We start from the raw sequence: 26,462 nt of genomic DNA, 5'->3' as shown, positions 1-26,462 counted from the left end.
AGGCGGTTTTTTTCAGCGGCTAACCGATCATTCGGCCAGCTTGAAGGTGATGAAGCTCGCACGCCCCTGACGCAGGACTCGCATCGACACTGAACGATTCTTCGGCAATGCCTTGGCAATGTCGGTGAATTCCTTGGCTGAGCCGATGGCCTGGTTGTTCAGATGCGTGATGATGTCGCCCGGCTGGAGACCGATCAACGCGGCAGGACCGTCCTGCACTTCCTTGATCACCACGCCGCCCTGGAGCTCCAGGGTGCGCTTCTGCTCTTCGGTCAGCTCGGCCACCGCCACGCCCAGGCGGTTGCTGCTGCGCTCGACGCCGGACTTGGGCAGCGAATCCAGCTCCTTGCCCTCTTCAGGAATGGCCCCGACGGTCAACTCGACGTTCTTGCGCTTGCCCTCGCGAATCACTTCCAGATTGGCCTTGGCGCCAGCCTTGAGGGCCCCCACCAGGTGCGGCAGGTCGGCGGACATGACGATCGGCTGACCATTCATGCTCAGAATCACGTCACCCACTTGCAGACCGCCCTTGGCAGCCGGGCCACCCTCCTGGATCTGCGCCACCAGCGCACCGGCGGGTTTATCCAGCCCGAACGACTCGGCCAGGTCCTTGTTCACTTCCTGGATCACCACACCCAACCAGCCACGGCTGACCTTGCCTTCGCTCTTCAGTTGGTTGGACACGTCCATGGCAACGTCGATCGGAATCGCGAACGACACGCCCATGAAGCCGCCCGAACGGGTGTAGATCTGGGAGTTGATGCCGACCACTTCACCGGCAAGGTTGAACAGCGGGCCACCGGAGTTACCCGGGTTGATCGGTACGTCGGTCTGGATGAACGGCACATAGTTTTCGTTCGGCAGGCTGCGACCGATGGCGCTGACAATACCCTGGGTCACGGTGTGGTCGAAGCCGAACGGCGAACCGATGGCAACGACCCATTGGCCGGCTTTCAGGTCCTGGGATTTGCCCAGCTTGAGCACCGGCAGGTCCTTGCCCTCGATTTTCAACAGCGCCACGTCGGAACGTGGGTCGGTGCCGATCAGCTTGGCCTTGAGCTCGCTGCGGTCGGCCAGGCGAACCAGGATTTCGTCGGCATCGGCGATCACATGGTTGTTGGTCAGGATGTAGCCATCAGGTGAAATGATGAAGCCCGACCCCAGGGACTGGGCCTCGCGCTGACGACCACCGCCAGGCGAACGGGGTTGTTGTGGCATGCCACGCTCGAAGAACTCCCGCAGCATCGGCGGCAGGCCTTCCAGGTCCGGCATCTGCTGGTCCGATACACGGCGATCCGGCAGCTTCTGGGTCGTGCTGATGTTCACCACGGCGGGTGAAGCCTGCTCGACCAGTTGCGTGAAATCAGGCAATTCGACCGCCACGGCAGGAACGGCCTGGCCGAGCACAAGCACGGTGGCAAAAATGGAGAGATAGGTTTTCAAGCGTGGTATCGACATACGGCTCCCGTTACGACGAGCATGGTTAAGCGATATGGAGCAAGGAATACCAGGGAAAGATACGCCGGTATTTTTGTTCCGGGAACAGACAAGGCCAGAGCCGAGCGGCTCTGACCTATAGAAAAAAAGCTGGTTTTTTGCAAATGAAAATGCTGACAGGAAGTTTCGGCATTTCGATCAAGCCCTGGCGTCATCAGCCTCTCGCGCAATCGAACCACCCGCGCCGTCAGCCGGCTATTGAGTCGCGGTGACGTCGGAGCGCATGGAAAGCGCGATCCGTTCCGCCGTACCGATAGGAATCTCACCGACCACTGTGACCATCATTTCGCCCTGGGGCGTCGTGAGCCTGCGGGAGACGGCAGCCGTCGGACCGAGTTGAGTACGGGTATCGGTGGCGTTGGCACCGTTCAACGGCTCCAGGAACACCGAGAAGCGCGCCAGGCCATCGTCGTACATCAAGCTGCTGACCTGGATCTGGGTGTCCGGGTCCTTGCGCATGGCACTGCTGGTCAGTTCAAAGCCGGGCGGCAACCAGTCCGAGTGCCAGGCGGCTTTCACCGCAACGGCCTTGCCGGGATCCTGCGCGACAGCCTTGCATTCGGCGCTGGCTTGCAGGTCACCGTCCGTGGGCGCGGCGACGTTCAAGCGAGTGAACTGGAAGCGTTCGAGCAACTGGCCCTTGTCATTGAGCAACAAGGACTTGAGCGGCAGGCCGGTCTCTTTGTCCAGGTGCAGCTCGAAGCCATAACGATGCTGGTCCTTGGGCGTCAACGCCACGATGACCGCTTGACGCCCGGCCACGCGCGACTTGCCTATGACGGCAAGGTCATACCAATTCTTGAGTTTTTGCGGATCGAGCGCACGTGAAGTGCCGTCCGGCGTATTGCCCAGCCCCGCGATCAAGGAGCCGCTGACGCATTGAGTATGCCCATCAATGCGCAGGACTTCCTGTGCCGAGCCGTCGAGCTGGAGTAACCGCTCGCGGACCTTGCCATCCTGGACGCGATGCCAGATGTTATGCGTAGAAAAACTACCGTTGCGCTCGTAAACGAAAGTGCCCTGGAAGCTCTGCTGTTGCTCGGCTTGACTCAGGCGGCTCAACCAGTCCTGAGCCTCATCGGCATGGGCTGGAATCGCACACCAGCCACCAAGCAGAAGCGTGAATAGAGGTATGGCGCGCAATGGTTTTCCTTATTAACGGTTTTCCAGGCTGGCGGCACGGGCGTAAGGCAGCGCGCTTTCGGTACCTTTCAGGGCAGCTTGCTGGGCATGCTGACGCAGGTAGTTGGGCAGACGCTGATCATGCCAGCCAGGCTGGCCTTGCAGAACACCGTTGACCATCGGGCCTGCGGTTTCCGAACCTTCGCTGTAACCGGCCAATACCGCTGGGCCCTTGACCTGTGGAGCGGCCAAGCCAGGCTGGTTGGACTGCTGCGCCATTTGCACGCCGGCAATCTCATCCTGATTGTACAGGCGCACACCGGCCAATACGGCAACGGTGACCGACGCGGCTACCGCCAGACGACCCAGGCTGCGCCATGGTCCGCGTGAAGCTTTTGCCGGTACGGCTTCGTCAGCCAATGCAGCAGAAACGGCCGCGGCGATGTCCAGGCGTGGAAGCAGCAAATCCTTGTGCATGACAGCCCGGGCGATCTGGTAACGAGCCCAGGTCTCACGTGTTTCAACATCGTCGAAGGCATTCAGTACCCGACGCAATTCAAGTTCGTCCGCTTCGTTGTCCATAACTGCGGACAGCGATTCCTGCAGGGCTTCACGACTCATGGCGTTCCTCTCTTGGCTGTCGCCGCTGTCTCTTTTCTAGTTTTCCTGCAACAAAGGTTGCAGGGCTTTATCGATGGCCTCCCGAGCGCGGAAAATCCGGGAGCGCACGGTGCCCACAGGACATTGCATGACGCTCGCAATGTCTTCGTAACTCAGACCGTCGAACTCACGTAAAGTTAAAGCCGTACGCAAATCTTCAGGCAGTTGCTGGATGGTTCGATGGACGGTGCCTTCAATCTCATCCCGCAGTAACGCACGTTCCGGTGATTCGAGATCCTTGAGGCCATGATCGCCATCATAGAACTCGGCATCTTCAGAACTTACATCACTATCCGGCGGCCGACGGCCGCGTGAAACCAGATAGTTTTTCGCCGTGTTGATGGCGATGCGGTAAAGCCACGTATAAAACGCGCTGTCCCCGCGGAAATTACCAAGTGCGCGGTAGGCCTTGATGAAGGCTTCCTGAGCGACATCCTGCGCTTCATGGGTGTCGTGCACGAAACGCACGATCAACCCGAGAATTTTGTGCTGGTATTTCAGCACTAGCAGATCGAAAGCTCGCTTGTCGCCGCGTTGGACCCGCTCGACCAGCTGCTGATCCTCTTCCTGGGTTAGCATGAACACTCCTCGATAAGCTCGAAGGAGGCTTGCATTACTAATTGACCGGGCTTGCAAACATAGACTCGGGCTTTTCGCAAAAGTTCTCCCCCTTCCAAGCAAGTTTCCGGCGCGCTCTGATCTCGGCACGCACGAAAAACGCAGCAGGAGATTCCCCGGCTGCGCGAATAATCTGTCATCGGGTCTGTCGGCAGAGATTCCAATCGAAATCTTGCACCAACCCGACGCTGCTCCCTTTTGCAGACAACCGTCTATTGAACGTAGGCGCTTGGCAAAAGTTCCCGCTATTTACATCACCATGAACTGAATATCAGGCCCCCATGACGTGATAAACAGCGTTCTGTCCTCGAAACGGCCGCCTTTGTCGACTCAAAGCCAAGCGGATGATCCGACGAAGCGTGTCGCTTTTCTGTCACGCTGGTTTCACATTGCCATGAATGCCCGGCTATTGTGCCGATCCCCCCCTCTATATACTAGTGGGCTGCGTGGCTGCCCGACCCGTTGAAACGGTGTCTGGCGCCAACCCCGACCCGGGTCGCCTTGAGCGGAAACCATTCGAATGAGCCAACAGTTTCAACACGATGTTCTGGTAATCGGCAGCGGAGCCGCCGGATTGAGCCTGGCGCTGACCTTGCCTGCGCATTTGCGCATCGCAGTGCTGAGCAAGGGCGACCTGGCCAACGGCTCGACCTTCTGGGCCCAGGGCGGTGTCGCCGCCGTGCTGGACGATACCGACACCATTGAATCCCATGTCGACGACACCCTCAACGCCGGCGGTGGCCTTTGCGATCCGCAAGCGGTGCGTTTCACCGTCGAGCACAGCCGGGAAGCCATCCAGTGGCTGATCGACCAGGGCGTGCCGTTTACCCGTGACGAACAATCGGGCACCGAAGACGGCGGTTTCGAGTTCCACCTGACCCGCGAAGGCGGCCATAGCCATCGGCGCATCATCCACGCGGCCGACGCCACAGGCGCGGCGATCTTCAAGACCCTGCTCGCCCAGGCGCGACTACGGCCGAACATCGAACTGCTGGAACAGCGCGTCGCGGTCGACCTGATCACCGAAAAACGCCTGGGCCTGGACGGTGACCGCTGCCTCGGCGCCTACGTGCTCAATCGCGGTACCGGCGAAGTCGACACCTATGGCGCGCGCTTCGTCGTCCTGGCCTCCGGTGGCGCGGCGAAAGTCTACCTGTATACCAGCAACCCCGACGGCGCCTGCGGCGACGGCATCGCCATGGCCTGGCGTTCGGGTTGCCGGGTGGCGAACCTGGAGTTCAACCAGTTCCACCCCACCTGCCTCTATCACCCGCTGGCCAAGAGTTTCCTGGTGACCGAGGCCCTGCGTGGCGAAGGGGCCCATTTGAAGCTCCCCAACGGCGAACGCTTCATGCAACGCTTCGATCCGCGCGCCGAACTGGCGCCGCGTGACATCGTCGCCCGGGCCATCGACCACGAAATGAAGCGCCTGGGTATCGATTGCGTCTACCTGGACATCAGCCACAAGCCTGAAGCCTTCATCAAGAGCCACTTCCCGACGGTGTACGAGCGCTGCCTGGAGTTTTCCATCGACATCACCAAGCAACCGATCCCGGTGGTGCCGGCGGCGCACTACACTTGCGGTGGCGTGATGGTCGACCAACACGGCCGCACCGACGTGCCTGGCCTGTATGCCATTGGCGAAACCAGCTTCACCGGCCTGCACGGCGCCAATCGCATGGCCAGCAATTCGCTGCTGGAATGTTTCGTCTACGCCCGCTCGGCGGCGGCAGACATCCTCGAGCAATTGCCGCAGATCGCCATTCCGGTCGCCCTGCCCTCGTGGGACGCCAGCCAGGTCACCGACTCGGACGAAGACGTGATCATTGCCCACAACTGGGATGAACTGCGGCGCTTCATGTGGGACTACGTGGGCATCGTGCGCACCAACAAGCGCCTGCAACGGGCACAGCACCGGGTGCGCTTGCTGCTGGATGAGATCGACGAGTTCTACAGCAACTACAAAGTCAGCCGCGACCTGATCGAACTGCGCAACCTGGCCCAGGTGGCGGAACTGATGATTCGCTCGGCCATGGAACGCAAGGAAAGCCGGGGGCTGCATTACACCCTCGACTACCCGAACCTGCTGCCCGAGGCTCTGGACACTATCCTGGTGCCACCCACCTACGCCGACTGAACCTGAGCCGCACCCGCAGGCGCCGATGGACATCCGGCGCCAGCGCGTCGCGGAGCACGCACAGCGATCGGACCCGCCGCTCACCCTGCAATCGGAAACGCAGCACGATGATCAGCGGCAGCGCCAGGCTATCGGGGCGCAACTGCACAGCCCGCCAGCCATCGGCCCGGCTCCAGAGCTGCCAGCCCGCGGCATTGCGACGCAACCCGCAAAAGGCCCGGCGATGGGTCAGCACGACATGTCGGGGGATCACCCAGGCGCCATGGGCCAGGCACACGATAATGCCAAGCGCGGCGCACCAGGACGCGATGGACAACAGCAACAACGAACCCAGGGCGAACACCTGGGCCAGCAGATAGGCCGCCAGCAGTTGCCCAGAGGCCTGCCAGCGGCATTCGAAGTCATTACTTGGGTTGGACACGGTCCAGGATCATCCGGACCATGCGCTGCAACTCGGGGTCTTCGGATTCGCTGCGCTCCATGAACCAGCCGAACATGTCCTGATCCTCGCATTCGAGCAGGCGGACGTAGCACGCACGGTCCACTTCATTGAGATGGGGGTAAACCTCTTTCACGAACGGCACCAGCAACACGTCCAGCTCAAGCATGCCGCGGCGGCTGTGCCAGTAGAGGCGATTCAGTTCAACATCTTCGACCATGGAGCGCTCCTCAAATAGAGCGCAAGTATACAGGCCTCGCCACAGCGCAACAGACGGCTTTGGTCTGGCACCACCGATCCTTTGTGAACTACCCATTTCAAGGGCGTCCCCTTATGATGTCTACCAGACTTTTTACCCTGCGATGACCCATGGCTGATTTCGCTTTTTTCTGCACCCTGTCCCACGAAGGCGTCCTCGCGGTCCGCGGCGTGGATGCCAGCAAATTCCTGCAAGGCCAATTGACCTGCAACCTCGACTACCTGAGCGACAGCCGGGCCAGCCTCGGCGCCCGCTGCACGCAGAAAGGCCGGATGCAATCGAGCTTCCGCATCCTGCTCGAAGGCGACGGTGTGTTGATGGCCATGGCCACCGAACTGCTCGAACCGCAATTGGCGGACCTGAAAAAATACGCCGTGTTCTCCAAATCCAAGCTCACCGACGAAAGCGCCGCCTGGGTTCGCTTCGGCCTGGAAAATGCCGACAATGCCCTGGCTGGCCTGGGCCTCGAACTGCCGAGCGACACCGACAGCGTGGTGCGCCATGAAACCTTGATCGCCATCCGCGTTTCTCCCGGCCGCGCCGAGCTGTGGGCACCCGCCGAACAGGCACAGGTACTGCGAAGTCGCCTGGGCGCCGAACTGGCCGAGGCGGACCTGAATTCCTGGCTGCTGGGCCAGGTCCGTGCCGGGATCGGCCAGGTCATGCCGACCACCCGCGAACTGTTCATCCCACAGATGCTCAACCTGCAAGCCGTCGGCGGCGTCAGCTTCAAGAAAGGCTGCTACACCGGCCAGGAAATCGTCGCCCGCATGCAATACCTGGGCAAGCTCAAGCGGCGCCTGTATCGCCTGCAACTGGACGCCAGCGAATTGCCGGAACCTGGCACGGCGTTGTTCTCCCCCACCCATGGCAGTTCCATCGGCGAAGTGGTGATTGCCGCCCGCGGCGAAGGAAACATTGAACTGCTGGCGGTATTACAGGCCGAAGCTGCAGAAGATAACAATCTGCACCTCGGTGCCTTGGAAGGCCCTCGCCTTCAATTGTTGGACCTGCCTTACGAACTGGACCGCGACCGCGAAATCCAGCGCTGATCGCAGCATTTGTCGCAACACCCTAGAGAACCGAAATGAGCGATTTGGCGGATAAGGTCCAACGGGATTTGGTGCAGGCCATCGATAACGATGACCTGGTTCTGCCAACATTACCGGAAGTGGCCATGCAGATTCGCCGGGCCGCCGAAGACCCGGAAATCAGCGTCAGCAACCTGAGCAAAGTGATCGGCCGCGATACGGCCCTTTCGGCACGCCTGATAAAAGTGGTCAACAGCCCGCTGTTGCGCGCCACCCAGGAAGTCACTGACCTGCACACGGCCATCACTCGACTGGGCGTCAACTACAGCAGCAACTTGGCCATTGGCCTGGTGATGGAGCAGATTTTCCATGCCCGTTCCGAGGTGGTGGAACTGAAGATGCGCGAAGTCTGGCGCAAAAGCCTGGAGATCGCCGGCGTCAGCTATGCGTTGTGTCGCGGCTACACCCAACTCAAGCCCGACCAGGCTGCGTTGGGTGGGCTGGTGCATCAGATCGGCGTGCTGCCGATCCTCACGTATGCACAGGACAATAATGAGTTACTGTCGGATCCGGTCAGCCTCAACCATGTCATCGAAACGATTCACCCGGTGCTGGGGGACAAGTTACTCAGTGTCTGGGAATTTCCGGAGCGGCTGGTGAAGCTGCCGGGGTTGTATCTGGATTTCAACCGCGACTCCAAGCAAATCGACTATGTCGACCTGGTGCAGGTCGCTGCGCTGTATTGCTACAAGGACACCGACCATCCTCTGAGCAAGATTGATGTATTCGGCGTCCCAGCCTTCAAGAAACTGGGCATCGACCCGGAGAACAAGGCCCGGTGTGCGGATATCGAAGAAGCGCGGTCGATGTTTTATTAGAGACGCCTGAGGCCATGGAAACGTCTCCGAGCATGCTCTGGTCAGCAGATGCTTTTGTGGCGAGGGAGCTTGCTCCCGCTCGACTGCGCAGCAGGCGCAAGGCTTTTAGCGCCGCGCGCAACCCAGCGGGAGCAAGCTCCCTCGCCACAACGGCGTTCTGCTCTGGCTCAGTCTGATCCAGGGATAAAACTCACCCGCACCTTCAGCCCGCGCTCCTGCCCGTCATGCAAGGTGATCTGCGCCAGATGCGCGCGGCAGATTTCGCCGACGATTGCCAACCCCAACCCGGAACCGGCCACTTGCTGGTTGCGCCGATAGAAGCGCTCGAACACCCGGTCCCGCTCATGCAGCGGAATGCCTGGCCCGTCGTCCTCGACTTCCAGGACCGCCGGTGGGGTGACCCGCAGGATCACGTTGCCGCCCGACGGTGTGTGGGCCAGGGCGTTGTCCACCAGATTGCTCAACAACTCGTTCAACAAGGTCGGCTCGCCCCGCAGCCATACCGGCTCGTCGGCTTCCAGGGCCAGCGCCACGCCTCGGGCATGGGCCAGCGGGGCCATGGCCATGCCCAGCTCACGGGCCAACTGGCTGAGATCGAGCAACTGAGCGCCGCCTTCGGCAATGGCCCGGGCGCCATTTTCCACCCGCGCCAGGGACAGCAACTGGTTGGCCAGGTGGGTCAATCGATCGGTCCCCTGAGCCGCGGTCTCCAGGGTTTCACGCCAGGTCGCCGGCTCGCTGGCGCGCAACCCCAGCTCCAGGCGCGCCTTGAGCGCGGCCAGCGGTGTACGCAGTTCATGGGCGGCATCGGCGATGAACTGAGCCTGACGCTCGAACTGCCCGCGCAGGCGTTCGGTGAAATGGTTGAGGGCCCGTACCAGCGGCCATAATTCGTGCTGCACCTCCACCAGCGGCAACGGCCGCAGATCGTCCGGCTGGCGCTCCTCCACCGCCGTGCGCAAGCGCTCCAACGGGCGCAACGCCGCACTGACCGCAAACCACACCAACAGCAGCGCGCCCACGGCCAGCATGCCCAGGCGCAACAGCGTGTCGGCCATCAGGCCACGGGCCATGCTGACCCGCGCCTCTTCGGTCTCGGCCACGCGAATTTCCGCCATGCCATTCATGTTCGGCTCGCTCACCGCCTTGAGCAGGCTCACCACCCGCACGCTCTGCCCCTGGTATTGGGCGTTATAGAAGCGCGCCAGGGCCGGGTAATCGTCCGTGCGGGGTGTTCCGGGCGGCGGGCCGGGAAGGTTTTCGTAGCCGGAAATCAACTTCTTGTCGATGTCATTGACCTGGTAATAAATGCGCCCGGCACTGTCGTAGGCAAAGGTGTCCAAGGCCACGTAGGGCACATCCGCGCTGAGGCTGCCGTCGCGCTGGGACAGGCCCGCGGCGATGGTCCGGGCCGAGGCCAGCAGGGTCCGGTCATAGGCGGTGTCCGCCGCTTCGCGGCCGTTCCAGTAGGCGCTCAGGCCGCTGGCGAGCATCAGTACCACCAGCAGCAATGCCAGGTTCCAGAGCAGCCGCCAGCGCAGGCTGTCGGGCTTATGCATTGCGGTTTTCCAGCAGGTAGCCCAAGCCGCGGAACGTCACGATCGCGACCGCATGGCCGTCGAGTTTCTTGCGCAGGCGATGGACGTAGATTTCGATGGCGTCCGGGCTGGCTTCTTCGTCCAGGCCGAACACCTGGGCCGCCAGTTGCTCCTTGCTCATCACCCGCCCCGGCCGGGCAATCAACGCTTCGAGCACGGCTTGCTCGCGGGAGGTGAGGGTCAGCAATTCATCGTCGAGGGTAAAACGGCGGGTGTCCAGGTCATAGACCAGCCCGCCGCAGCGCTGCTGGCGTTCGCCACCCAGTACGCTGCGCCGCAACAGGGCCTTGACCCGGGCCTCCAGCTCAGTGAGCTCGAATGGCTTGGCCAGGTAGTCGTCGGCACCGAGGTTGAGGCCATGGACGCGGTCCTTGACGTCGCTGCGGGCGGTCAACATCAGCACTGGCAAAGTCTTGCCGCGAGCCCGCAGGCGCGCCAGCACCTCGAAACCGTCCATGCGCGGCAGCCCGACATCGAGCACCGCCACGGCATATTCCTCGCTGCTCAAGGCCAGGTCGGCCGCGACGCCGTCGTGAAGCACGTCCACGGTCAAACCGGTGCTCTTGAGCGCCTGGGCAACGCTTTCGGCGAGCTGCAGATGGTCTTCGACGAGCAGAACACGCATGGGTTATTCCTCGATTCAGGGATGGTCGACGCCATTCTTTGGCGCGGAGTTTACAGCCGAGTCCGTCACTGTGAAGCCAAAAAAGACGTTGAAAGCTTTTGAAAGGTTAGCGAAAGGTTGGGCCGCTAGAGTCCTCCCACGGACAGTTTCGACTGCCCGTCGCGACGCACATCGCGAACGAAAAACGCCTCGAAGCGTTTTCGCCGAATAAAAACAATAAAAGCGGAGTAATCACATGCTGTCCCTACAGCTCCAGGCCCCAATGCCTACCCGCCTTTCCCGCTTCAATCAGACCCGCGTGGCCGATGCCGCCGCTCCTCGGTCCAGCGTCTTCCTACGCCTTCAATCCCGAACTCCCTGGCAACAACCTGCTTCCGCTATCAGCGACGACCAGGCCGGGAACCCATCGACACCAAATTTGCACCACACACAACAACAACTCCTGTGGAGACGATGATGAACCTATCACTGCGTAAAGTAGCCTTGGCCGCCGGATGCCTGATGTTCGCCGGACAGTTGCTCGCCGAACCGAAACGCCCGGAATGTATCGCCCCAGCCTCCCCCGGCGGCGGTTTCGACCTGACGTGCAAACTAGCGCAAAGCGCGCTGGTCAACCAGAAGCTGTTGACCAAGCCGATGCGCGTCACCTACATGCCAGGTGGTGTCGGCGCGGTGGCTTATAACGCAGTGGTCGCACAGCGCCCGGCCGACGCCGGCACGCTGGTAGCCTGGTCCAGCGGCTCACTGCTGAACCTGGCCCAAGGCAAGTTCGGTCGTTTCGATGAAAGCGCCGTGCGCTGGCTGGCCGCCGTTGGCACCAGCTATGGCGCCATCGCGGTGAAAAGCGATTCGCCCTACAAGACCCTCGACGATCTCGTACAGGCCCTGAAGAAAGATCCGGGGTCGGTGGTGATCGGTTCCGGCGGCACGGTCGGCAGCCAGGACTGGATGCAGACCGCCCTGATCGCCAAGGCCGCCGGCATCAACCCCCGCGACCTGCGTTACGTAGCCCTCGAAGGCGGCGGCGAGATCGCCACCGCGCTGCTCGGCGGCCACATCCAGGTCGGCAGTACCGACATTTCCGACTCCATGCCCCACATCCAGAGCGGCGACATGCGCCTGCTGGCGGTGTTTGCCGAGAAGCGCATCGACGAGCCGGAGATGAAAAACATCCCCACCGCCCGCGAGCAAGGCTATGACATCGTCTGGCCGGTGGTCCGCGGTTTCTACCTCGGGCCAAAAGTCAGCGATGAAGACTACGCCTGGTGGAAAGATGCATTCGACAAGCTGCTGGCTTCCGAAGAGTTCGCCAAGCTGCGCGACCAGCGCGAGCTGTTCCCGTTTGCCATGACCGGCCCGGAACTGGACACCTACGTGAAGAAGCAAGTGGCTGATTACAAGGTGCTGGCCAAAGAGTTCGGCCTGATCCAGTAACCGTCTCTGTTCGCGTGGCGGCGCTGGCATCACCGGCGCCGCCCAGGAGTTAGTCATGCTCACCATCCAACGTATTTTTGCCGCGGTGCTGCTGCTGGTTTGCATCGGCCTCGCGCTGATGGCCTGGCCGTATCAGGCCGCCTTTTCCTACGAACCGGTCGGCCCGCGCGCCTTTCCCTTGCTGATGCTGGGGCTGATGGGCCTGGCGCTGCTGTACATGCTGTTTCGTCCGACCCCTATCGTGCACAGCGACGAAGACCCGCAACTGGACCGTGAAACCCTGCAGAAAATCGGCATCTGCGTGGCGCTGCTGCTGGTATTCGCCGGGACCTTCGAACCCCTGGGCTTCATTGTCGCCAGCATCCTGATCGGCGTGCCGATGGCGCGCCTGTATGGCGGGCGCTGGGTGCCGAGCGTGGTGATCATCAGCCTGATGGCCATCGGTCTTTATCTGTTGTTCGACAAGCTGATGGACGTGCCGCTGCCCCTGGGCCTGCTCGACGTCCTGGAGAATTGATATGGATACCCTGAATTATCTCGGCCAGGGTTTTGGCGTTGCACTGACCCCCTACAACCTCGTCACCGCATTGAGCGGTACGCTGATCGGCACGGTGGTCGGCCTGCTGCCGGGCCTGGGTCCGATCAACGGTGTAGCGCTGCTGATCCCGATCGCCTTCGCCCTGGGCCTGCCGCCGGAGTCGGCGCTGATCCTGCTGGCGGCGGTGTACCTGGGTTGCGAATACGGCGGGCGCATCAGCTCGATCCTGCTCAATATCCCGGGGGAAGCCTCCACCGTGATGACCACCCTCGACGGCTACCCGATGGCTCGCCAGGGCCTGGCCGGGGTGGCGTTGTCGCTGTCGGCGTGGAGTTCGTTCATCGGCGCGTTCATCGCCACCTGCGGCATGGTGCTGTTCGCGCCGCTACTGGCCAAATGGGCGATTGCGTTCGGACCGGCGGAATATTTCGTCCTGATGGTGTTCGCCATTGTCTGCCTCGGCGGCATGGCCGGCGACCGACCGCTCAAGACGTTCATTGCGGCGCTGATCGGTCTGTTCCTGTCCAGTGTCGGGATCGATGCCAACAGCGGCGTCTACCGCTTCACCGGTGACAACATCCATCTGACCGATGGCATCCAGTTCGTCGTGCTGGTGCTGGGTTTGTTCTCCATCAGTGAAATCCTGTTACTGCTGGAGAAAACCCATCGCGGCCAGGAAGCGGTGGAAGCCACTGGGCGGATGATGTTCAACTTCAAGGAAGCGGCGTCGGTCTTCGTCGTGAACCTGCGTTGCGGCGTGCTCGGCTTCATCATGGGCGTGTTGCCCGGTGCCGGGGCGACCCTGGCCAGTGCCGTAGCCTACATGACCGAGAAGCGCATCGCCGGTGCCAGTGGCAAGTTCGGCCAGGGTGACAAACGCGGCCTCGCCGCTCCGGAAACCGCCATTGGCGGCGCAGCCTGCGGGGCGCTGGTGCCGATGCTGACCCTCGGTGTTCCCGGCTCGGGCACCACGGCGGTGATGATCGGCGCACTGTCGCTGTACAACATCACGCCGGGTCCGCTGCTGTTCCAGCAACAGCCGGACATTGTCTGGGGCCTGATCGCTTCGTTGTTCGTCGCCAATATCATGTTGGTGATCCTCAACATCCCGATGATCCGCATCTTCACCCGTATCCTGGCCGTGCCGAACTGGGCATTGGTACCGGTCATCGCGATCATCACCGGCATCGGCGTCTACGCAGTACATGCCACGACGTTCGACCTGTTCCTGATGATCGGCATTGGTATCTTCGGCTACATCCTGCGCAAGCTGGATTTCCCGCTGTCGCCGGTCCTGCTGGGCTTCATTCTCGGCGGCCTGATGGAGCAGAACCTGCGTCGTGCGCTGTCGATCTCCAACGGTGCGCTGGAAATCCTCTGGTCGAGCCCGATCACCTTCGGCTGCTGGATCCTGACGGCGATCATGCTGTTCATGCCATTGCTGCGGATCTGGCGTCGCCGCGCCGCCCAACGTCGCGCCCTGGCCAATGTCTGAAGCAACCTTCAGACATTGGTGGGGAACACCGCTGGTCGGTCTGGCCGGCGGTTACCTGGCCAGCCTGATCGGCTGGCCTTTGCCCTGGATGGTCGGCTCGTTGCTGGCGATCATCCTGGTGCGCTGCCTGACGCCGTGGCAACTGATGGAAATCCCCGGTGGCCGTAAATGCGGCCAATGGGTGGTGGGCATCGGCATCGGCCTGCACTTCACCCCCGTGGTGATGGAACAGGTCCTGAGCCACTTCGGACTAATTTTCTTCGGCGCGCTGATTACCAGCGTGTCCAGCGTGGTGGGAGTGTGGTTGATGCGCCGCACCGGCGAGGACCGTGCTACCGCGTTTTTCTCGAGCATGCCCGGCGGTTCCGGCGAAATGGTCAACCTCGGTGCCCGCAACGGCGCGGACCTGAGCCGTGTCGCTGCTGGCCAGAGCTTGCGGGTGCTGGTGGTGGTGCTGTGCGTGCCGGCGGCCTTCAAGTACCTGCTGGGCGAAGGCACCCCGGCGCAGCACGCCACCACGGTGGACTGGCTGTGGCTGGCGCTCCTGTTTCCGGCGGGCGCCCTGCTCGCCTGGGTCTGGGAGCGCTTGCGCCAACCCAATCCCTGGTTGTTCGGGCCGTTGCTGGTGAGCGCAGCGGTGAGCGTCGGCTGGGACCTGCACATCGGCCTGCCCAACGGCGCCAGCCAGATCGGCCAATGGCTGATCGGCAGCGGGTTGGGTTGTCATTTCAACCGGCAGTTCTTTCGTCGGGCACCGTCGTTCATGGGCCGCACGTTGGTTGGCACGGTGTTGACGATGCTGATCGCCACGCTTGCCGCCCTAGGCTTGAGCACCTTGACCCATCTGGATCTGCGCTCGTTGACACTGGGCATGATGCCCGGCGGCATCGCGGAAATGAGCCTGACGGCGGAGACGCTGCAACTGTCGGTGCCATTGGTGACGGCGTTGCAGGTGATGCGGTTGCTGTTCGTGCTGTTTCTGGCGGAGCCATTGTTCAGATATTGGACGCGCCAGCCGAATTCGGCCTGATCGTCCGCGGCGCCTTCATCGCGAGCAAGCTCGCTCCCACAGGGATTTGTGTTGCCCTGAACCCTGTGGGAGCGAGCTTGCTCGCGATGGGGCCCTGACTGCCGCCCACTTAAAGCGGCGGCAACCGCCAATCGATCGGCGTCTCGCCCTGCTGCTGGAGAAACTTGTTGGTCCGGCTGAAATGCCCGCAGCCGATGAAACCTCGGTGGGCCGACAGCGGTGACGGGTGGACCGAAGTCAGCACCAAATGCTTGGTCGCATCGATCAGCCTCTGCTTGCTCTGGGCATGGGCGCCCCACAACAGGAACACCAAGTGCGGCTGGTGTTCACTGACGACTTCAATGATCCTGTCGGTAAAGTACTGCCAACCTTTTTTGGCGTGGGCGTTGGCATTGGCTCGCTCCACGGTCAGGGTCGTGTTGAGTAGCAACACGCCCTGGTCGGCCCAACTTTGCAGGTAGCCGTGACTCGGGATGTCGATGTTCAGGTCGCGCTTCAATTCCTTGTAGATGTTCACCAGGGACGGCGGTGTCGGCACGCCCGGCTGTACCGAGAAGCACAAGCCATGGGCCTGGCCTGGACCGTGGTAAGGATCCTGGCCGAGAATCACCACCTTGACCTTATCCAGCGGCGTGGAATTGAGGGCGTTGAAAATCAGCGAAGCCGGCGGATAGATCTCCTTGCCAGCGGCGTATTCACTGCGTAGGAACTCACGCAACTCCGCCATGTAGGGCTGGTCGAACTCGGCACGCAGGGCCTGCTTCCAGCTCGGTTCGAGTTTGATACGGTCGTCGGCAGTCATGGTTGCATCCGGTAAAAACAATGGGCGCACCCTAGGAAAGCCTACAGGGCTTGTCAATTGATCTGACGCAGAACCGGCACTTTCCTACATAGCGGTCATACTGAACATTCAAATTTCTGATCGAGGTCACGATGAATTTGCACTTCGAAGAGCTCACCGGCATCGACGGTGCCCGCATCGGCATCGCCACCCTGGATGCCGAAAAATCCCTGAACGCCCTGTCCCTGCCGATGATCAACGCCTTGCGTGATCGCCTCGATGCCTGGGCTCGGGAACCGCAGGTCGTTTGTGTGCTTTTGCGTGGCAATGGCGCCAAGGCCTTCTGCGCCGGCGGTGAAGTGCGCAGCCTGGTGGAGGCCTGCCGCGCTCATCCCGGCGAAGTACCGCCGTTGGCGGCACAATTCTTCGCGGCGGAATACCGCTTGGACTTCAACCTGCACACCTACCCCAAACCCTTGCTGTGCTGGGGCCACGGTTATGTCCTGGGCGGCGGCATGGGGCTGCTGCAAGGCGCCAGTACCCGCATCGTCACGCCAAGCAGCCGCCTGGCCATGCCGGAAATCAGCATCGGCCTGTACCCGGATGTCGGCGCCAGTTGGTTCTTGTCACGCCTGCCCGGCAAGCTCGGGCTGTTTCTCGGCCTGACCGGCGCTCACATGAATGCCCGGGACGCCATCGACCTGGGCCTGGCCGACCGCTTCTTGCTGGATGAACAACAGGACGACCTGATCGAAGGCCTGCTGCAACTCAATTGGCAGGAGCAGACCGAGATGCAACTCAACAGCCTGCTCAAGGCCTTGCAGCAGGAAGCCGTCGCCCAACTGCCCGAAGCCCAATGGCTGCCGCGGCGGCCGAAAATCGATGAGTGGCTGGATGTCAGCGATGTGCGCTGCGCCTGGAAAGCCCTCAGCCTGTTGGTGGACCACCCCGATCCACTGATCGCCCGGGCTGCCAAGACCATGAGCGAAGGCTCGCCATTGACCGCTCATCTGGTCTGGGAGCAGATCGCTCGGGCTCGGCATTTGTCCCTGGCCGGCGTGTTCCGGATGGAATACACCTTGAGCCTCAACTGCTGCCGTCATCCGGAATTCAGCGAAGGCGTGCGGGCACGATTGATCGACAAGGACCACAAGCCGCGCTGGCACTGGCCGGATATCAATCATGTGCCCGCAGCGGCGGTCGAGGCGCATTTCCACAAGGCGTGGGAAGGGCGGCATCCGCTGGCGGATTTGTCCAACGAGTAACGAGCCTGGGACAACTCCCTGTGGGAGCGAGCTTGCTCGCGATAGCGGCATATCAGACACATCAATGCTGGCTGACCCGACGCCATCGCGAGCAAGCTCGCTCCCACAAGAGCTATCCCATCGGTTTTATGACGGGTACAAAAAAGCGGCGCTATATGCGCCGCTTTCTGTTGCCCCGGGATCAGCGGTGACCGCCCCTTCCGTCATGACCACCGCGTCCCCGATGATCACGCCCGCCTCGACCGCCTCGGTCGTCATTCCAACCGCCCCGGTCACGGCCGTCCCAGCCGCCCCGATTCGGATAAGACCGGTACGCCGCTCGCGGTGGCGAGTAGTAGCGTGGGCCTTGTTGGTAGTAACGCGGTGCCGAGTAATAGCGCGGCGCCGGTTGGTAATACCGCGGGGCGTAATAGCCACGCGGGGCCGAATAATAACTCCCGCCACCGTAATAGACCGGCGCCGGTGAGGTGTAGACCTCGGAACGGTAGTAGCTCGAGTCTCCGTCGTAATAAGGCACGCAGGCCGAAAGAGTCAAACCGAGAAACGCAATGAGCAGCAGTCGTCGATACATGGCGGCCTCCTGGACCGCGGATGGGCCACATCAGCGACGCTGATGGGCGGCAGTCAACAGGGTGTGACTGACAACTACTCAGACAGCAAAATCGGAATCTGGTGCGACCTGGCAACAACTGGAAACATGTCGCTCGTCGCTCTTTTCCGGTGCGCGAGAGCACCACAAGCAAGCACAAATCCGCCCTCGATACTCTTTCCCCAACACCTGCCCTCTCTGGCCCGGGCCTTTGCCGGAATTGGCACGGCTCTCGCTTTAACAAACTCCGTGCAGGAGTCATCACAGGTTCGCGGCACCACAATTTGCAATGGCTGACTAGGGTTCCGGCTCGCTTCTGGCGAGTGGCTGGTCCGAGAGTTGGCGACCTCCAGTTGAGGTTACACGGCGGGACAAAAGCCCGGGAGACAAGCCACCGTTCGCGGTGCCGCGTTGCTCCTGTCCGCCCTTGATCAACTGGAGAACCACCATGCTCAAGCTTCGTCTGTCCGCCCTGCTCCTCGCCGCCCTCTCGGCCCTCGTGAGCTTTTCATCCGCCGCCGCACAAAAAGACCACTTCAGCGTCTGCTGGACCATTTACGCCGGCTGGATGCCCTGGGAATACGCCGGCAGCCAAGGCATCGTCGACAAATGGGCAAAAAAATACGGCATCAAGATCGATGTCGTGCAGCTCAACGATTACGTTGAATCCATCAATCAGTACACCGCCGGTCAGTTCGACGGCTGCACCATGACCAACATGGACGCCCTGACCATTCCTGCGGCCGGTGGCGTGGACAGCACCGCGCTGATCGTCAGCGATTTTTCCAACGGCAACGACGGCATCGTCCTCAAGGGCGAAGGCAAGAAAGTGGCCGACCTCAAGGGCATGGACGTCAACCTGGTGGAACTGTCAGTGTCCCATTACCTGCTGGCCCGCGCCCTGGATTCCGTCGGCCTCGCCGAAAAAGACCTGAAAGTCGTCAACACCTCCGACGCCGACATCTCCGCAGCGTTCAACACCGATCAAGTCAAGGCCGTCACCACCTGGAACCCGATGCTCTCGGACATCAAGGCCCAGCCCGGCGTGAGTGAAGTGTTCAATTCCAGCCAGGTTCCCGGCGAGATCATGGACATGATGGTGGTCAACACCCAGACCCTGCAGGACAACCCGGCCCTGGGCAAAGCGTTGACCGGCGCCTGGTTTGAAGTGGTGGCGCTGATGAATGCGAAAAACCCAGCCAGCCAGGCCGCGTTGGAACACATGGCCAAAGCCTCGGGCACCGACCTCAAAGGTTTCCAGGCGCAACTGGACACCACCAAGTTGTTCGCCACGCCCACAGAAGCGCTCAACTTCGCCACCAGCGAACAACTGCCCGCCACCATGGGCAAGGTGGCCGAATTCTCGTTCCAGCACGGTTTGTTGGGCGAAGGCGCCAAGGACACGAACGCGGTCGGCATGGCGTTCGCCAATGGCGTGACCCGCGGCGACAAGGCCAACCTCAAGCTGCGCTTTGACCCGACCTACGTACAGCTGGCCGCCGACGCCAAGCTGTAAACCGGAGGACCTGGCATGCGCCTGATCAACCGCTACCCGGATCGTCCCAGCCGCTTGTTGCTGGTGATCCTGCCATTCGCGCTGGTGTTGTTCGCCTACTTCATGGGCTCGGCCGAACGGTTGACGGACAACCCCAACGACAAACTGCTGCCCAGCGCCGTGCAAATGACCGATGCGGTCAAGCGCCTGGCCTTCACCGCTGACGCCCGCAGCGGCGAATACCTGCTCTGGCAAGATACCGCCTCAAGCCTGCGCCGGTTGGCCATCGGCCTGGGCATCAGCGCCCTGGCCGGGCTGTGCCTGGGCATCGCCGCTGGCACGTTGCCGCTGTTGGGCGCGCCGTTATCGCCGCTGCTCACCGTGGTGTCGATGGTGCCGCCGCTGGCTATCCTGCCGATCCTGTTCATCGTCTTCGGCCTGGGAGAATTGTCGAAAGTGATGCTGATCGTCATCGGCATCACACCGTGCCTGGCCCGGGACCTGGAACAGCGCGCCCGGGAAATTCCGCCCGAGCTGCTGATCAAGGCCCAGACCCTCGGCGCTTCGACCTGGACGCTGATGCTGCGGGTGGTGCTGCCGCAATTGCTGCCGCGCTTGTTGATTTCCCTGCGACTGATGCTCGGTTCGGCCTGGCTGTTTCTGATCGCCGCCGAAGCCATCGCCTCCACCGATGGGCTGGGCTATCGGATTTTCCTGGTGCGCCGTTACCTGGCGATGGACGTGATCTTGCCGTACGTGGTGTGGATCACCCTGCTCGCCTGGCTGATGGACTGGGGCCTCAAGCGCCTGACCCGGCAAGCGTTTCCCTGGTATGAGGGGGCGAAGGCATGAGTTTCATTACCGTGAACAATGTCTGGCAACAGTACGGCGATCAGGTGGTACTCGAGCGCTTGAACCTGAGCGTCGCCGAGGGTGAGTTCTGCACCTTGGTGGGGGCGTCGGGTTGCGGCAAGTCGACCTTCCTGCGCTTGCTGCTGGGCCAGGAACGTGCCAGTCGCGGACAGATTCTCCTGGATGGCGAGCCCTTGGCCGGCGAACCGGATGCCAGCCGGGGCGTGGTGTTCCAGCGTTACTCGGTGTTCCCGCACCTGACCGTGCTGGACAACGTCGCCCTGGGCCTGGAGTTGCCGCGCTCGCCGCTGCTGGGCCGTCTGTTCGGCAGCGCCAAACGCCAGGCCCGGGAAGACGCCGCACACTTGCTGGACAAAGTCGGACTCGGCCATGCGCTGGATAAATACCCGGCGCAACTGTCCGGAGGCATGCAGCAGCGACTGGCCATCGCCCAGGCACTGATCATGAAGCCCCGGGTCCTGTTGCTGGACGAACCCTTCGGCGCCCTCGACCCGGGCATTCGCAAAGACATGCACGCCTTGTTGCTGGAGTTGTGGCGCGAAACCCGTCTGACCGTGTTCATGGTCACCCATGACCTGTCCGAAGGTTTCAGCCTCGGCACGCGCCTGCTGGTGTTCGACAAAGTCCGTGTCGATCCCCACGCCCCTGGCGCCTACGGCGCCCGCATCACCTACGACATTCCATTGAACAGCGACCGCCGCACCGCCCGTGCCGCCGTCGACGCCCTGCCCGCCGAACTGGCCGGCACATTGCGTATCGCTTGAAAGGAGTTTTTCCATGCCCGACTCGACCCGCTTGTTTACCCCCTTCGCCGAAGAACTGCTGCCCGGTGGCGGCCACCGTTCTTTCGTACTCAAGCGCGGCCAACTGCTGCGCCTGACCGACCTGCGCGGCGGGGCCAACGTGAGCCTCACGCTGCTCAATGCCAACGAGAAAACCGAACGCCTGAACCTGCCCGACAGCCTCAAATGCCAACACACCGCCAAGCTCACCGCCGGCCACTGCCTCTACTCGGACATGGGCCGGGTGCTGGCGGCCATCACCGCCGACACCTGCGGCTGGAGCGACAGCCTGGGCGGCGTGCTCTGCGCCGAGGAAGTCGCACAAAAATACGGTCAGGGTCGCTACCAGGAACTGCGCAACGGCTTCTTTCGCAACGGCACCGACAACCTGTTGGTGGAACTGGGCAAATGGGGCCTGGGCCTGTCCGACCTGCTGATGACCCTCAACCTGTTCAGCCGGGTCGATGTCGATGAGGTGGGAAATTTTCACTTCGTCGAGGGTAACTCCCTGACTGGCGACTACATCGAGCTGTACGCGCCAATGGACACCCTGGTGGTGCTGACCGCACTGCAACATCCGATGGACCCGAACCCGCAATACGCCCCGCAACCGCTCAAGCTCAGCTGGATGAATGCCGACGCCAGCGTCGCCGAGCACTGCCGCCTTTCACGCCCGGAAAACCAGCGCGGCTTCATCAACACCGACCGCCTGTTCGCCTGAGGATCGCTGCCATGTCACTCGCCATCGCCACCGCACACAAGCAACCCGATACCGCCGTCTACCGTGCCACGATTCCCGCCGGGGAACCCTGGCTGGTGGAGGTCAAGGCGGGCCAGACCCTGCGCATCCTCGACCTCGAAGGCAACCAGGCGGTCGATACGCTGTTCTACAGCCTGGCCAACCCCAAGGAACGCTACGACGTGCAACGCACCCTGCGCCGGCAAAACAGCGTTTATTTGAGCACCGGCAGCGTGCTCTATTCGAACCTCGGCCACCCGATGCTGACCATCGTCGAAGACACTTGCGGGCGCCACGACACCCTCGGCGGCGCCTGCGCCCAGGAAAGCAACACCGTGCGCTACGCCCTGGAAAAACGCTACATGCACAGCTGCCGTGACAACTACCTGCGGGCCTGCGCCCACGATGGTCGCCTGGGCAAGGGCGATATCGGGCCGAACATCAACTTCTTCATGAACGTGCCGGTCACCGCCGACGGCGGGCTGACCTTCGAAGACGGGATCTCGGCGCCAGGCAAATACGTCGACCTGCGGGCCGAGATGGACGTGATTGTGCTGATCTCCAACTGCCCGCAACTGAATAACCCGTGCAACGCCTACAACCCCACGCCAGCGGAGCTTTTGATATGGAACTGAAACTCACCCGCCTGCGTCGCTGGCTGTTCATGCTGTGCCAGAGCCGATCGGGGCAATGCATCAAATAACGCCCTGATCCCCTGTGGGAGCGAGCTTGCTTGCGATAGCGGTCTGTCAGTCACATTGATGTTGGATGTACCACCGCTATCGCGAGCAAGTTCGCTCCCACAAGGGGCGCAGTGATGTTTGGAGGTTTGCCACCTGGGACGACCCCGGTGGCCATCGAAAACTGCGGGACGGCCCGCATCCCAGTTCAGGCAGCACTCATGCCTGAGGGGGCAATGCCATGTTCGAAAAAATCCTCATCGCCAACCGTGGCGCCATCGCTTGCCGCATCCTGCGGACCCTGGGCGAGCTGAAGGTCCACGGCGTGGCGGTGTATTCCCAAGCCGACGCCGCCAGCCTGCATATCTTGCAGGCCGACGAAGCCCACAGCCTGGGCGAAGGCGCGGCGGCCAATACGTATCTGGCGGTGGACAAGCTCCTGGCGATTGCCAAAAGCAGCGGCGCGACGGCGATTCATCCCGGCTACGGCTTTCTCTCGGAAAACGCAGCCTTCGCCGAAGCCTGCGAAGCGGCCGGTGTCGCCTTCATTGGTCCGACGCCACAACAACTGCGCGTGTTCGGTCTCAAGCACACCGCCCGCGACCTGGCGCGGCAGCACGGCGTGCCCCTGCTCGAAGGCACCGAACTGCTCGACAGTCTCGACGCCGCACTGTTGGCCGGCACCCGGATCGGTTATCCGGTGATGCTCAAAAGTACCGCCGGCGGTGGCGGCATCGGCATGCGCGTGTGCCGCAGCGCCGCCGAGCTGAGCGAATCCTTCGAAGCGGTCAAGCGCCTGGGCCAGAACAACTTCAGCGACGCCGGGGTATTCATCGAGAAATACATCGAGAAGGCCCGGCACCTGGAGGTGCAGGTGTTCGGCGACGGCCAGGGCCAGGTGATCGCCCTGGGCGTGCGCGACTGCTCGGTGCAACGGCGCAACCAGAAAGTCCTCGAGGAAACCCCGGCCCCCAACCTGCCCGAGGGCATGGCCGACGCACTCTGCGCAGCGGCGATCCAACTGGCCCAGGCGGTGAACTACCGCAGCGCCGGCACCGTGGAGTTCGTGTTCGACAGCGACGCCGGGCGCTTCTATTTCCTGGAAGTGAACACCCGTCTGCAAGTGGAGCACGGTGTCACCGAACAGGTGTGGGGCGTGGACCTGGTGCGCTGGATGGTGCAACTGGCTGCCGGAGACCTCCCGCCGCTGAACGAGTTGAGCCAGGGTTTAAAAGCCGAGGGCCACGCGATCCAGGCTCGCTTGTACGCCGAGGATCCAGGCCGGGACTTCCAGCCAAGCCCGGGACTGCTGACCGCCGTGAAATTCCCCGAGGCCGACGGCAAACAGTTGCGCATCGACACCTGGGTCGAGGCCGGTTGCCAGATCCCGCCCTACTTCGACCCGATGATCGCCAAGGTCATTCGCTGGGCGCCAACCCGCGAGCAGGCCCGCCTGGGCTTGCACCAAGCGCTGGACGAAAGCCTGCTGTACGGCGTCGAAACCAACCGCGCCTACCTGCAACAGATTCTCCTCGATGCACCGTTTGCCAACGGCCAGCCCTGGACCCGCTGCCTGGACGCGTTGGTCTATCGCGCCCACACCGTTGAAGTACTCAGCCCCGGCACCCAGACCAGCGTCCAGGACTATCCCGGCCGCCTCGGTTACTGGGCGGTGGGGGTGCCGCCGTCAGGACCGATGGACAGCCGTTCGTTGCGCCTGGGTAATCGCCTGCTGGGCAATGAAGAAGGTGCGGCGGCATTGGAAATCACCATGAACGGGCCGCTGTTGCGTTTCAACTGCGATGCCCGGGTGGCGGTGACCGGTGCGGTGATTGCCCTCACGCTCGACGGTGAAGCCGTACCGATGAACACACCGTTGTCGATCGCTGCCGGCGCCACCCTCGCCATCGGCAACATTTCCGGTGCCGGGGCGCGCAGCTACCTGTGCCTGCAGGGTGGCGTACAAGTGCCGGATTACCTGGGCAGCAAAAGCACGTTTACCCTCGGCCAGTTTGGCGGCCATGGCGGACGAGCGTTGTGCACCGGCGACGTGTTGCACCTAGCGCCACTGGATGAGCACACGACGCTGCCGCCAACGAGCGCACCGATCCTGGAACTGCCGAGCGTGCGCCAGATCCGCGTGATCTACGGCCCCCACGGCGCGCCCGAATATTTCACCGAGCGCTACATCCAGACATTCTTCGACACCGCCTGGGAAGTGCACTTCAACTCCAGCCGCACCGGCGTCCGACTGATTGGGCCGAAACCTGAATGGGTACGCGCTGACGGTGGCGAGGCCGGGCTGCATCCTTCCAATATCCATGACAACCCCTACGCCATCGGCGCCGTGGACTTCACCGGCGACATGCCCGTCATCCTCGGCCCCGACGGTCCGAGCCTGGGCGGTTTTGTCTGTCCGGTGACGGTGATCGAAGCGGATCTCTGGCAGTTGGGGCAGCTCAAGGCCGGGGACAAGGTGCGATTCGTGCCGGTGGATATATTGACCGCGCGCTCACTGGCCCTGAAATGGGCCTCCTGTGGGAGCGAGCTTGCTCGCGATAGCGGTCAGTCAGTGACTTCGATGTTGGATGTCCCGCCGCTATCGCGAGCAAGCTCGCTCCCACAGGGGATTGTGTCGCCTGTGGTGTTGGATATCGGCCAGGACGATACCCGCCTGGTTGCTCGCCTGGCCGGCGACACTCATCTGCTGCTGGAAATCGGCGCCCCCGAACTGGACCTGGTGCTGCGCTTTCGCGCCCACGCCTTGATGCAGGCTTTGGAACACAAACAATTGCACGGTGTGATCGACCTGACGCCAGGCATTCGCTCGCTGCAAGTGCACTATCAACCCGAACAACTGCCCTTGGCCGATCTACTGAGCATCATCGCCGGTGAGTGGGACGCCGTGTGCGCCGCGCAGGACCTGCAAGTGCCGTCGCGCATCGTTCACCTGCCGCTGTCCTGGGATGATCCGGCCTGTCAGCTGGCCATCGAAAAATACATGACCACGGTGCGCAAGGACGCGCCTTGGTGCCCGAGCAACCTGGAGTTCATTCGACGCATCAACGACCTGCCCAACCTCGACGAGGTGCAACGCACGGTGTTTGACGCCAGCTACCTGGTGATGGGCCTGGGAGACGTCTACCTCGGCGCACCGGTCGCCACACCGCTCGACCCACGGCATCGACTGGTGACCACCAAATACAACCCGGCCCGGACCTGGACCGCGGAAAACTCGGTGGGCATCGGCGGCGCCTACATGTGCGTGTACGGCATGGAAGGGCCTGGCGGCTATCAGTTCGTCGGGCGCACATTGCAGATGTGGAATCGTTATCGGGAGGTCGCCGCATTCGACGGCAAACCCTGGTTGCTGCGGTTCTTCGATCAGATCCGTTTCTACCCGGTCAGCGCCGATGAGTTGCTGCACATCCGCCGCGAATTCCCCCTGGGCCGCTTCGACCTGAAGATCGAGCACAGCCAGCTCAACCTCGCCGACTACCAGCGTTTCCTGGTGCAGGAAGCCGACAGCATCGCCGCGTTCCGACAACAGCAACAAGGTGCCTTCGATGCCGAGCGCGAGCGTTGGATCGCCAGTGGCCAGGCACACTTCGACAGTGAAGAACCGGCCATCGCGCCAAGTGAAGATGCGCAACTGACTGACGGTCAACTGAGCGTCGACAGCCACATCGCTGGCAACCTCTGGCAAGTGCAGGTCGACGTGGGCACGCGGGTGGCCGCCGGTGATGTGCTGGTCATCCTGGAGTCGATGAAGATGGAAATCCCGCTGCTTGCGCCCTCGGCCGGCGTGGTGCGCGAGGTGCGCGTCCAGGCCGGTTCGGCGGTGCGCGCCGGACAGCGCGTCGTGGTGCTGGAACGTGACTGAACTCAATCAAAGGA

24 protein-coding genes and 1 riboswitch are annotated in these 26,462 nt (G+C 62.3%); of the genes, 14 read left to right on the top strand and 10 right to left on the bottom strand.

What is annotated here, in order from left to right; genetic code table 11:
- Positions 1 to 27: 27 nt before the first annotated feature.
- The 4 genes from J4E63_RS04715 to rpoE form a co-directional block, all read right to left on the bottom strand.
- Positions 28 to 1,458 (bottom strand): DegQ family serine endoprotease, encoded by a 1,431-nt coding sequence (locus J4E63_RS04715; RefSeq protein WP_192263380.1) that lies wholly within the window; start codon positions 1,456 to 1,458, stop codon positions 28 to 30.
- 234 nt (positions 1,459 to 1,692) lie between these two features.
- Entirely contained in the window at positions 1,693 to 2,640 is a 948-nt protein-coding gene (locus J4E63_RS04710; protein WP_207281244.1) for a MucB/RseB C-terminal domain-containing protein, read from the bottom strand.
- 12 nt (positions 2,641 to 2,652) lie between these two features.
- On the bottom strand, positions 2,653 to 3,240 hold the full coding sequence (locus J4E63_RS04705) for a sigma-E factor negative regulatory protein (RefSeq protein ID WP_014337028.1): 588 nt from the start codon (positions 3,238 to 3,240) through the stop codon (positions 2,653 to 2,655).
- Between the two features lie 36 nt (positions 3,241 to 3,276).
- On the bottom strand, positions 3,277 to 3,858 hold the full coding sequence (gene rpoE / locus J4E63_RS04700) for an RNA polymerase sigma factor RpoE (RefSeq protein WP_003172477.1): 582 nt from the start codon (positions 3,856 to 3,858) through the stop codon (positions 3,277 to 3,279).
- 559 nt (positions 3,859 to 4,417) lie between these two features.
- Here rpoE and nadB point away from each other — a divergent pair.
- Complete coding sequence (gene nadB / locus J4E63_RS04695; RefSeq protein WP_207281243.1) at positions 4,418 to 6,034, top strand: L-aspartate oxidase; 1,617 nt, start codon at positions 4,418 to 4,420, stop codon at positions 6,032 to 6,034.
- Here the strand turns inward: nadB and J4E63_RS04690 are convergent.
- On the bottom strand, positions 6,003 to 6,455 hold the full coding sequence (locus J4E63_RS04690; protein WP_207281242.1) for a protein YgfX: 453 nt from the start codon (positions 6,453 to 6,455) through the stop codon (positions 6,003 to 6,005). The genes nadB and J4E63_RS04690 overlap by 32 nt on opposite strands.
- The gene (locus J4E63_RS04685) at positions 6,439 to 6,693 is read right to left on the bottom strand and encodes a succinate dehydrogenase assembly factor 2 (protein ID WP_003184348.1); all 255 of its coding nucleotides are present in this window, start codon (positions 6,691 to 6,693) and stop codon (positions 6,439 to 6,441) included. The genes J4E63_RS04690 and J4E63_RS04685 overlap by 17 nt, the downstream gene beginning before the upstream one ends.
- A 149-nt stretch (positions 6,694 to 6,842) precedes the next feature.
- On the opposite strand from J4E63_RS04685, the gene J4E63_RS04680 reads away from it, so the two are divergent.
- Positions 6,843 to 7,784: a folate-binding protein YgfZ gene (locus J4E63_RS04680; protein ID WP_207281241.1), complete on the top strand. Its 942-nt coding sequence runs from the start codon at positions 6,843 to 6,845 to the stop codon at positions 7,782 to 7,784.
- A 35-nt stretch (positions 7,785 to 7,819) separates the two neighbouring features.
- Positions 7,820 to 8,641 (top strand): HDOD domain-containing protein, encoded by an 822-nt coding sequence (locus J4E63_RS04675; protein WP_060738768.1) that lies wholly within the window; start codon positions 7,820 to 7,822, stop codon positions 8,639 to 8,641.
- Positions 8,642 to 8,808: 167 nt separating this feature from the next.
- On the opposite strand, the gene J4E63_RS04670 is transcribed toward J4E63_RS04675, so the two are convergent.
- Together J4E63_RS04670 and J4E63_RS04665 are read right to left on the bottom strand one after the other, a co-directional pair.
- Positions 8,809 to 10,200 (bottom strand): sensor histidine kinase, encoded by a 1,392-nt coding sequence (locus J4E63_RS04670; RefSeq protein ID WP_060738769.1) that lies wholly within the window; start codon positions 10,198 to 10,200, stop codon positions 8,809 to 8,811.
- Complete coding sequence (locus tag J4E63_RS04665) at positions 10,193 to 10,864, bottom strand: response regulator (RefSeq protein ID WP_003198779.1); 672 nt, start codon at positions 10,862 to 10,864, stop codon at positions 10,193 to 10,195. Before J4E63_RS04665 ends, J4E63_RS04670 begins: the two co-directional genes overlap by 8 nt.
- A gap of 456 nt (positions 10,865 to 11,320) precedes the next feature.
- Between J4E63_RS04665 and J4E63_RS04660 the strand changes: the two genes are divergently transcribed.
- From J4E63_RS04660 to J4E63_RS04645, 4 genes are read left to right on the top strand one after another with little or no spacing between them, the layout of a single operon-like run.
- Positions 11,321 to 12,298: a tripartite tricarboxylate transporter substrate binding protein gene (locus J4E63_RS04660; protein ID WP_192263368.1), complete on the top strand. Its 978-nt coding sequence runs from the start codon at positions 11,321 to 11,323 to the stop codon at positions 12,296 to 12,298.
- A gap of 55 nt (positions 12,299 to 12,353) precedes the next feature.
- Positions 12,354 to 12,815, top strand: a complete 462-nt coding sequence (locus tag J4E63_RS04655) for a tripartite tricarboxylate transporter TctB family protein (protein ID WP_060738771.1) — start codon at positions 12,354 to 12,356, stop codon at positions 12,813 to 12,815.
- Position 12,816: 1 nt separating this feature from the next.
- Positions 12,817 to 14,331 carry a tripartite tricarboxylate transporter permease gene (locus J4E63_RS04650; RefSeq protein ID WP_103309775.1) on the top strand — a complete coding sequence of 505 codons (1,515 nt, stop codon included), beginning with the start codon at positions 12,817 to 12,819 and terminating at the stop codon, positions 14,329 to 14,331.
- Positions 14,324 to 15,361, top strand: a complete 1,038-nt coding sequence (locus J4E63_RS04645; protein WP_207281240.1) for an AbrB family transcriptional regulator — start codon at positions 14,324 to 14,326, stop codon at positions 15,359 to 15,361. The genes J4E63_RS04650 and J4E63_RS04645 overlap by 8 nt, the downstream gene beginning before the upstream one ends.
- A 109-nt stretch (positions 15,362 to 15,470) precedes the next feature.
- On the opposite strand, the gene ung is transcribed toward J4E63_RS04645, so the two are convergent.
- Entirely contained in the window at positions 15,471 to 16,163 is a 693-nt protein-coding gene (gene ung, locus J4E63_RS04640) for a uracil-DNA glycosylase (RefSeq protein WP_207281239.1), read from the bottom strand.
- 131 nt (positions 16,164 to 16,294) lie between these two features.
- Between ung and J4E63_RS04635 the strand changes: the two genes are divergently transcribed.
- Positions 16,295 to 17,407 (top strand): enoyl-CoA hydratase/isomerase family protein, encoded by a 1,113-nt coding sequence (locus tag J4E63_RS04635; RefSeq protein WP_192263359.1) that lies wholly within the window; start codon positions 16,295 to 16,297, stop codon positions 17,405 to 17,407.
- A 181-nt stretch (positions 17,408 to 17,588) separates the two neighbouring features.
- Here the strand turns inward: J4E63_RS04635 and J4E63_RS04630 are convergent, their stop codons facing one another.
- Positions 17,589 to 17,978: a hypothetical protein gene (locus tag J4E63_RS04630; RefSeq protein WP_081015315.1), complete on the bottom strand. Its 390-nt coding sequence runs from the start codon at positions 17,976 to 17,978 to the stop codon at positions 17,589 to 17,591.
- A gap of 304 nt (positions 17,979 to 18,282) precedes the next feature.
- A riboswitch (guanidine-I (ykkC/yxkD leader) is annotated at positions 18,283 to 18,384 on the top strand.
- A 60-nt stretch (positions 18,385 to 18,444) separates the two neighbouring features.
- Here J4E63_RS04630 and J4E63_RS04625 point away from each other — a divergent pair.
- The 6 genes from J4E63_RS04625 to uca all read left to right on the top strand — a co-directional run bounded on the left by J4E63_RS04625 (position 18,445) and on the right by uca (position 26,448).
- Positions 18,445 to 19,512, top strand: coding sequence for a putative urea ABC transporter substrate-binding protein (locus J4E63_RS04625; protein ID WP_060738776.1), 1,068 nt, complete (start codon positions 18,445 to 18,447; stop codon positions 19,510 to 19,512).
- Positions 19,513 to 19,527: 15 nt separating this feature from the next.
- Positions 19,528 to 20,343 (top strand): ABC transporter permease, encoded by an 816-nt coding sequence (locus J4E63_RS04620; RefSeq protein ID WP_192263357.1) that lies wholly within the window; start codon positions 19,528 to 19,530, stop codon positions 20,341 to 20,343.
- Positions 20,340 to 21,128 carry an ABC transporter ATP-binding protein gene (locus J4E63_RS04615; protein WP_103311042.1) on the top strand — a complete coding sequence of 263 codons (789 nt, stop codon included), beginning with the start codon at positions 20,340 to 20,342 and terminating at the stop codon, positions 21,126 to 21,128. Before J4E63_RS04620 ends, J4E63_RS04615 begins: the two co-directional genes overlap by 4 nt.
- 13 nt (positions 21,129 to 21,141) lie before the next feature.
- Positions 21,142 to 21,867: an urea amidolyase associated protein UAAP1 gene (locus J4E63_RS04610; RefSeq protein ID WP_207281238.1), complete on the top strand. Its 726-nt coding sequence runs from the start codon at positions 21,142 to 21,144 to the stop codon at positions 21,865 to 21,867.
- A gap of 11 nt (positions 21,868 to 21,878) precedes the next feature.
- Entirely contained in the window at positions 21,879 to 22,520 is a 642-nt protein-coding gene (locus tag J4E63_RS04605; protein ID WP_042732480.1) for an urea amidolyase associated protein UAAP2, read from the top strand.
- 286 nt (positions 22,521 to 22,806) lie between these two features.
- Positions 22,807 to 26,448, top strand: coding sequence for an urea carboxylase (gene uca, locus J4E63_RS04600; RefSeq protein WP_207281237.1), 3,642 nt, complete (start codon positions 22,807 to 22,809; stop codon positions 26,446 to 26,448).
- Positions 26,449 to 26,462 lie beyond the last annotated feature (14 nt).

Origin of the sequence: Pseudomonas sp. FW300-N2F2 (genome assembly GCF_017351655.1) — a bacterium.
In the GTDB taxonomy this organism is placed as follows: Bacteria; Pseudomonadota; Gammaproteobacteria; order Pseudomonadales; family Pseudomonadaceae; genus Aquipseudomonas; species Aquipseudomonas fluorescens_AA.
The sequence above is the reverse complement of the archived record's forward strand: the minus strand, read 5'-3'. Positions and strand labels throughout refer to the sequence as shown.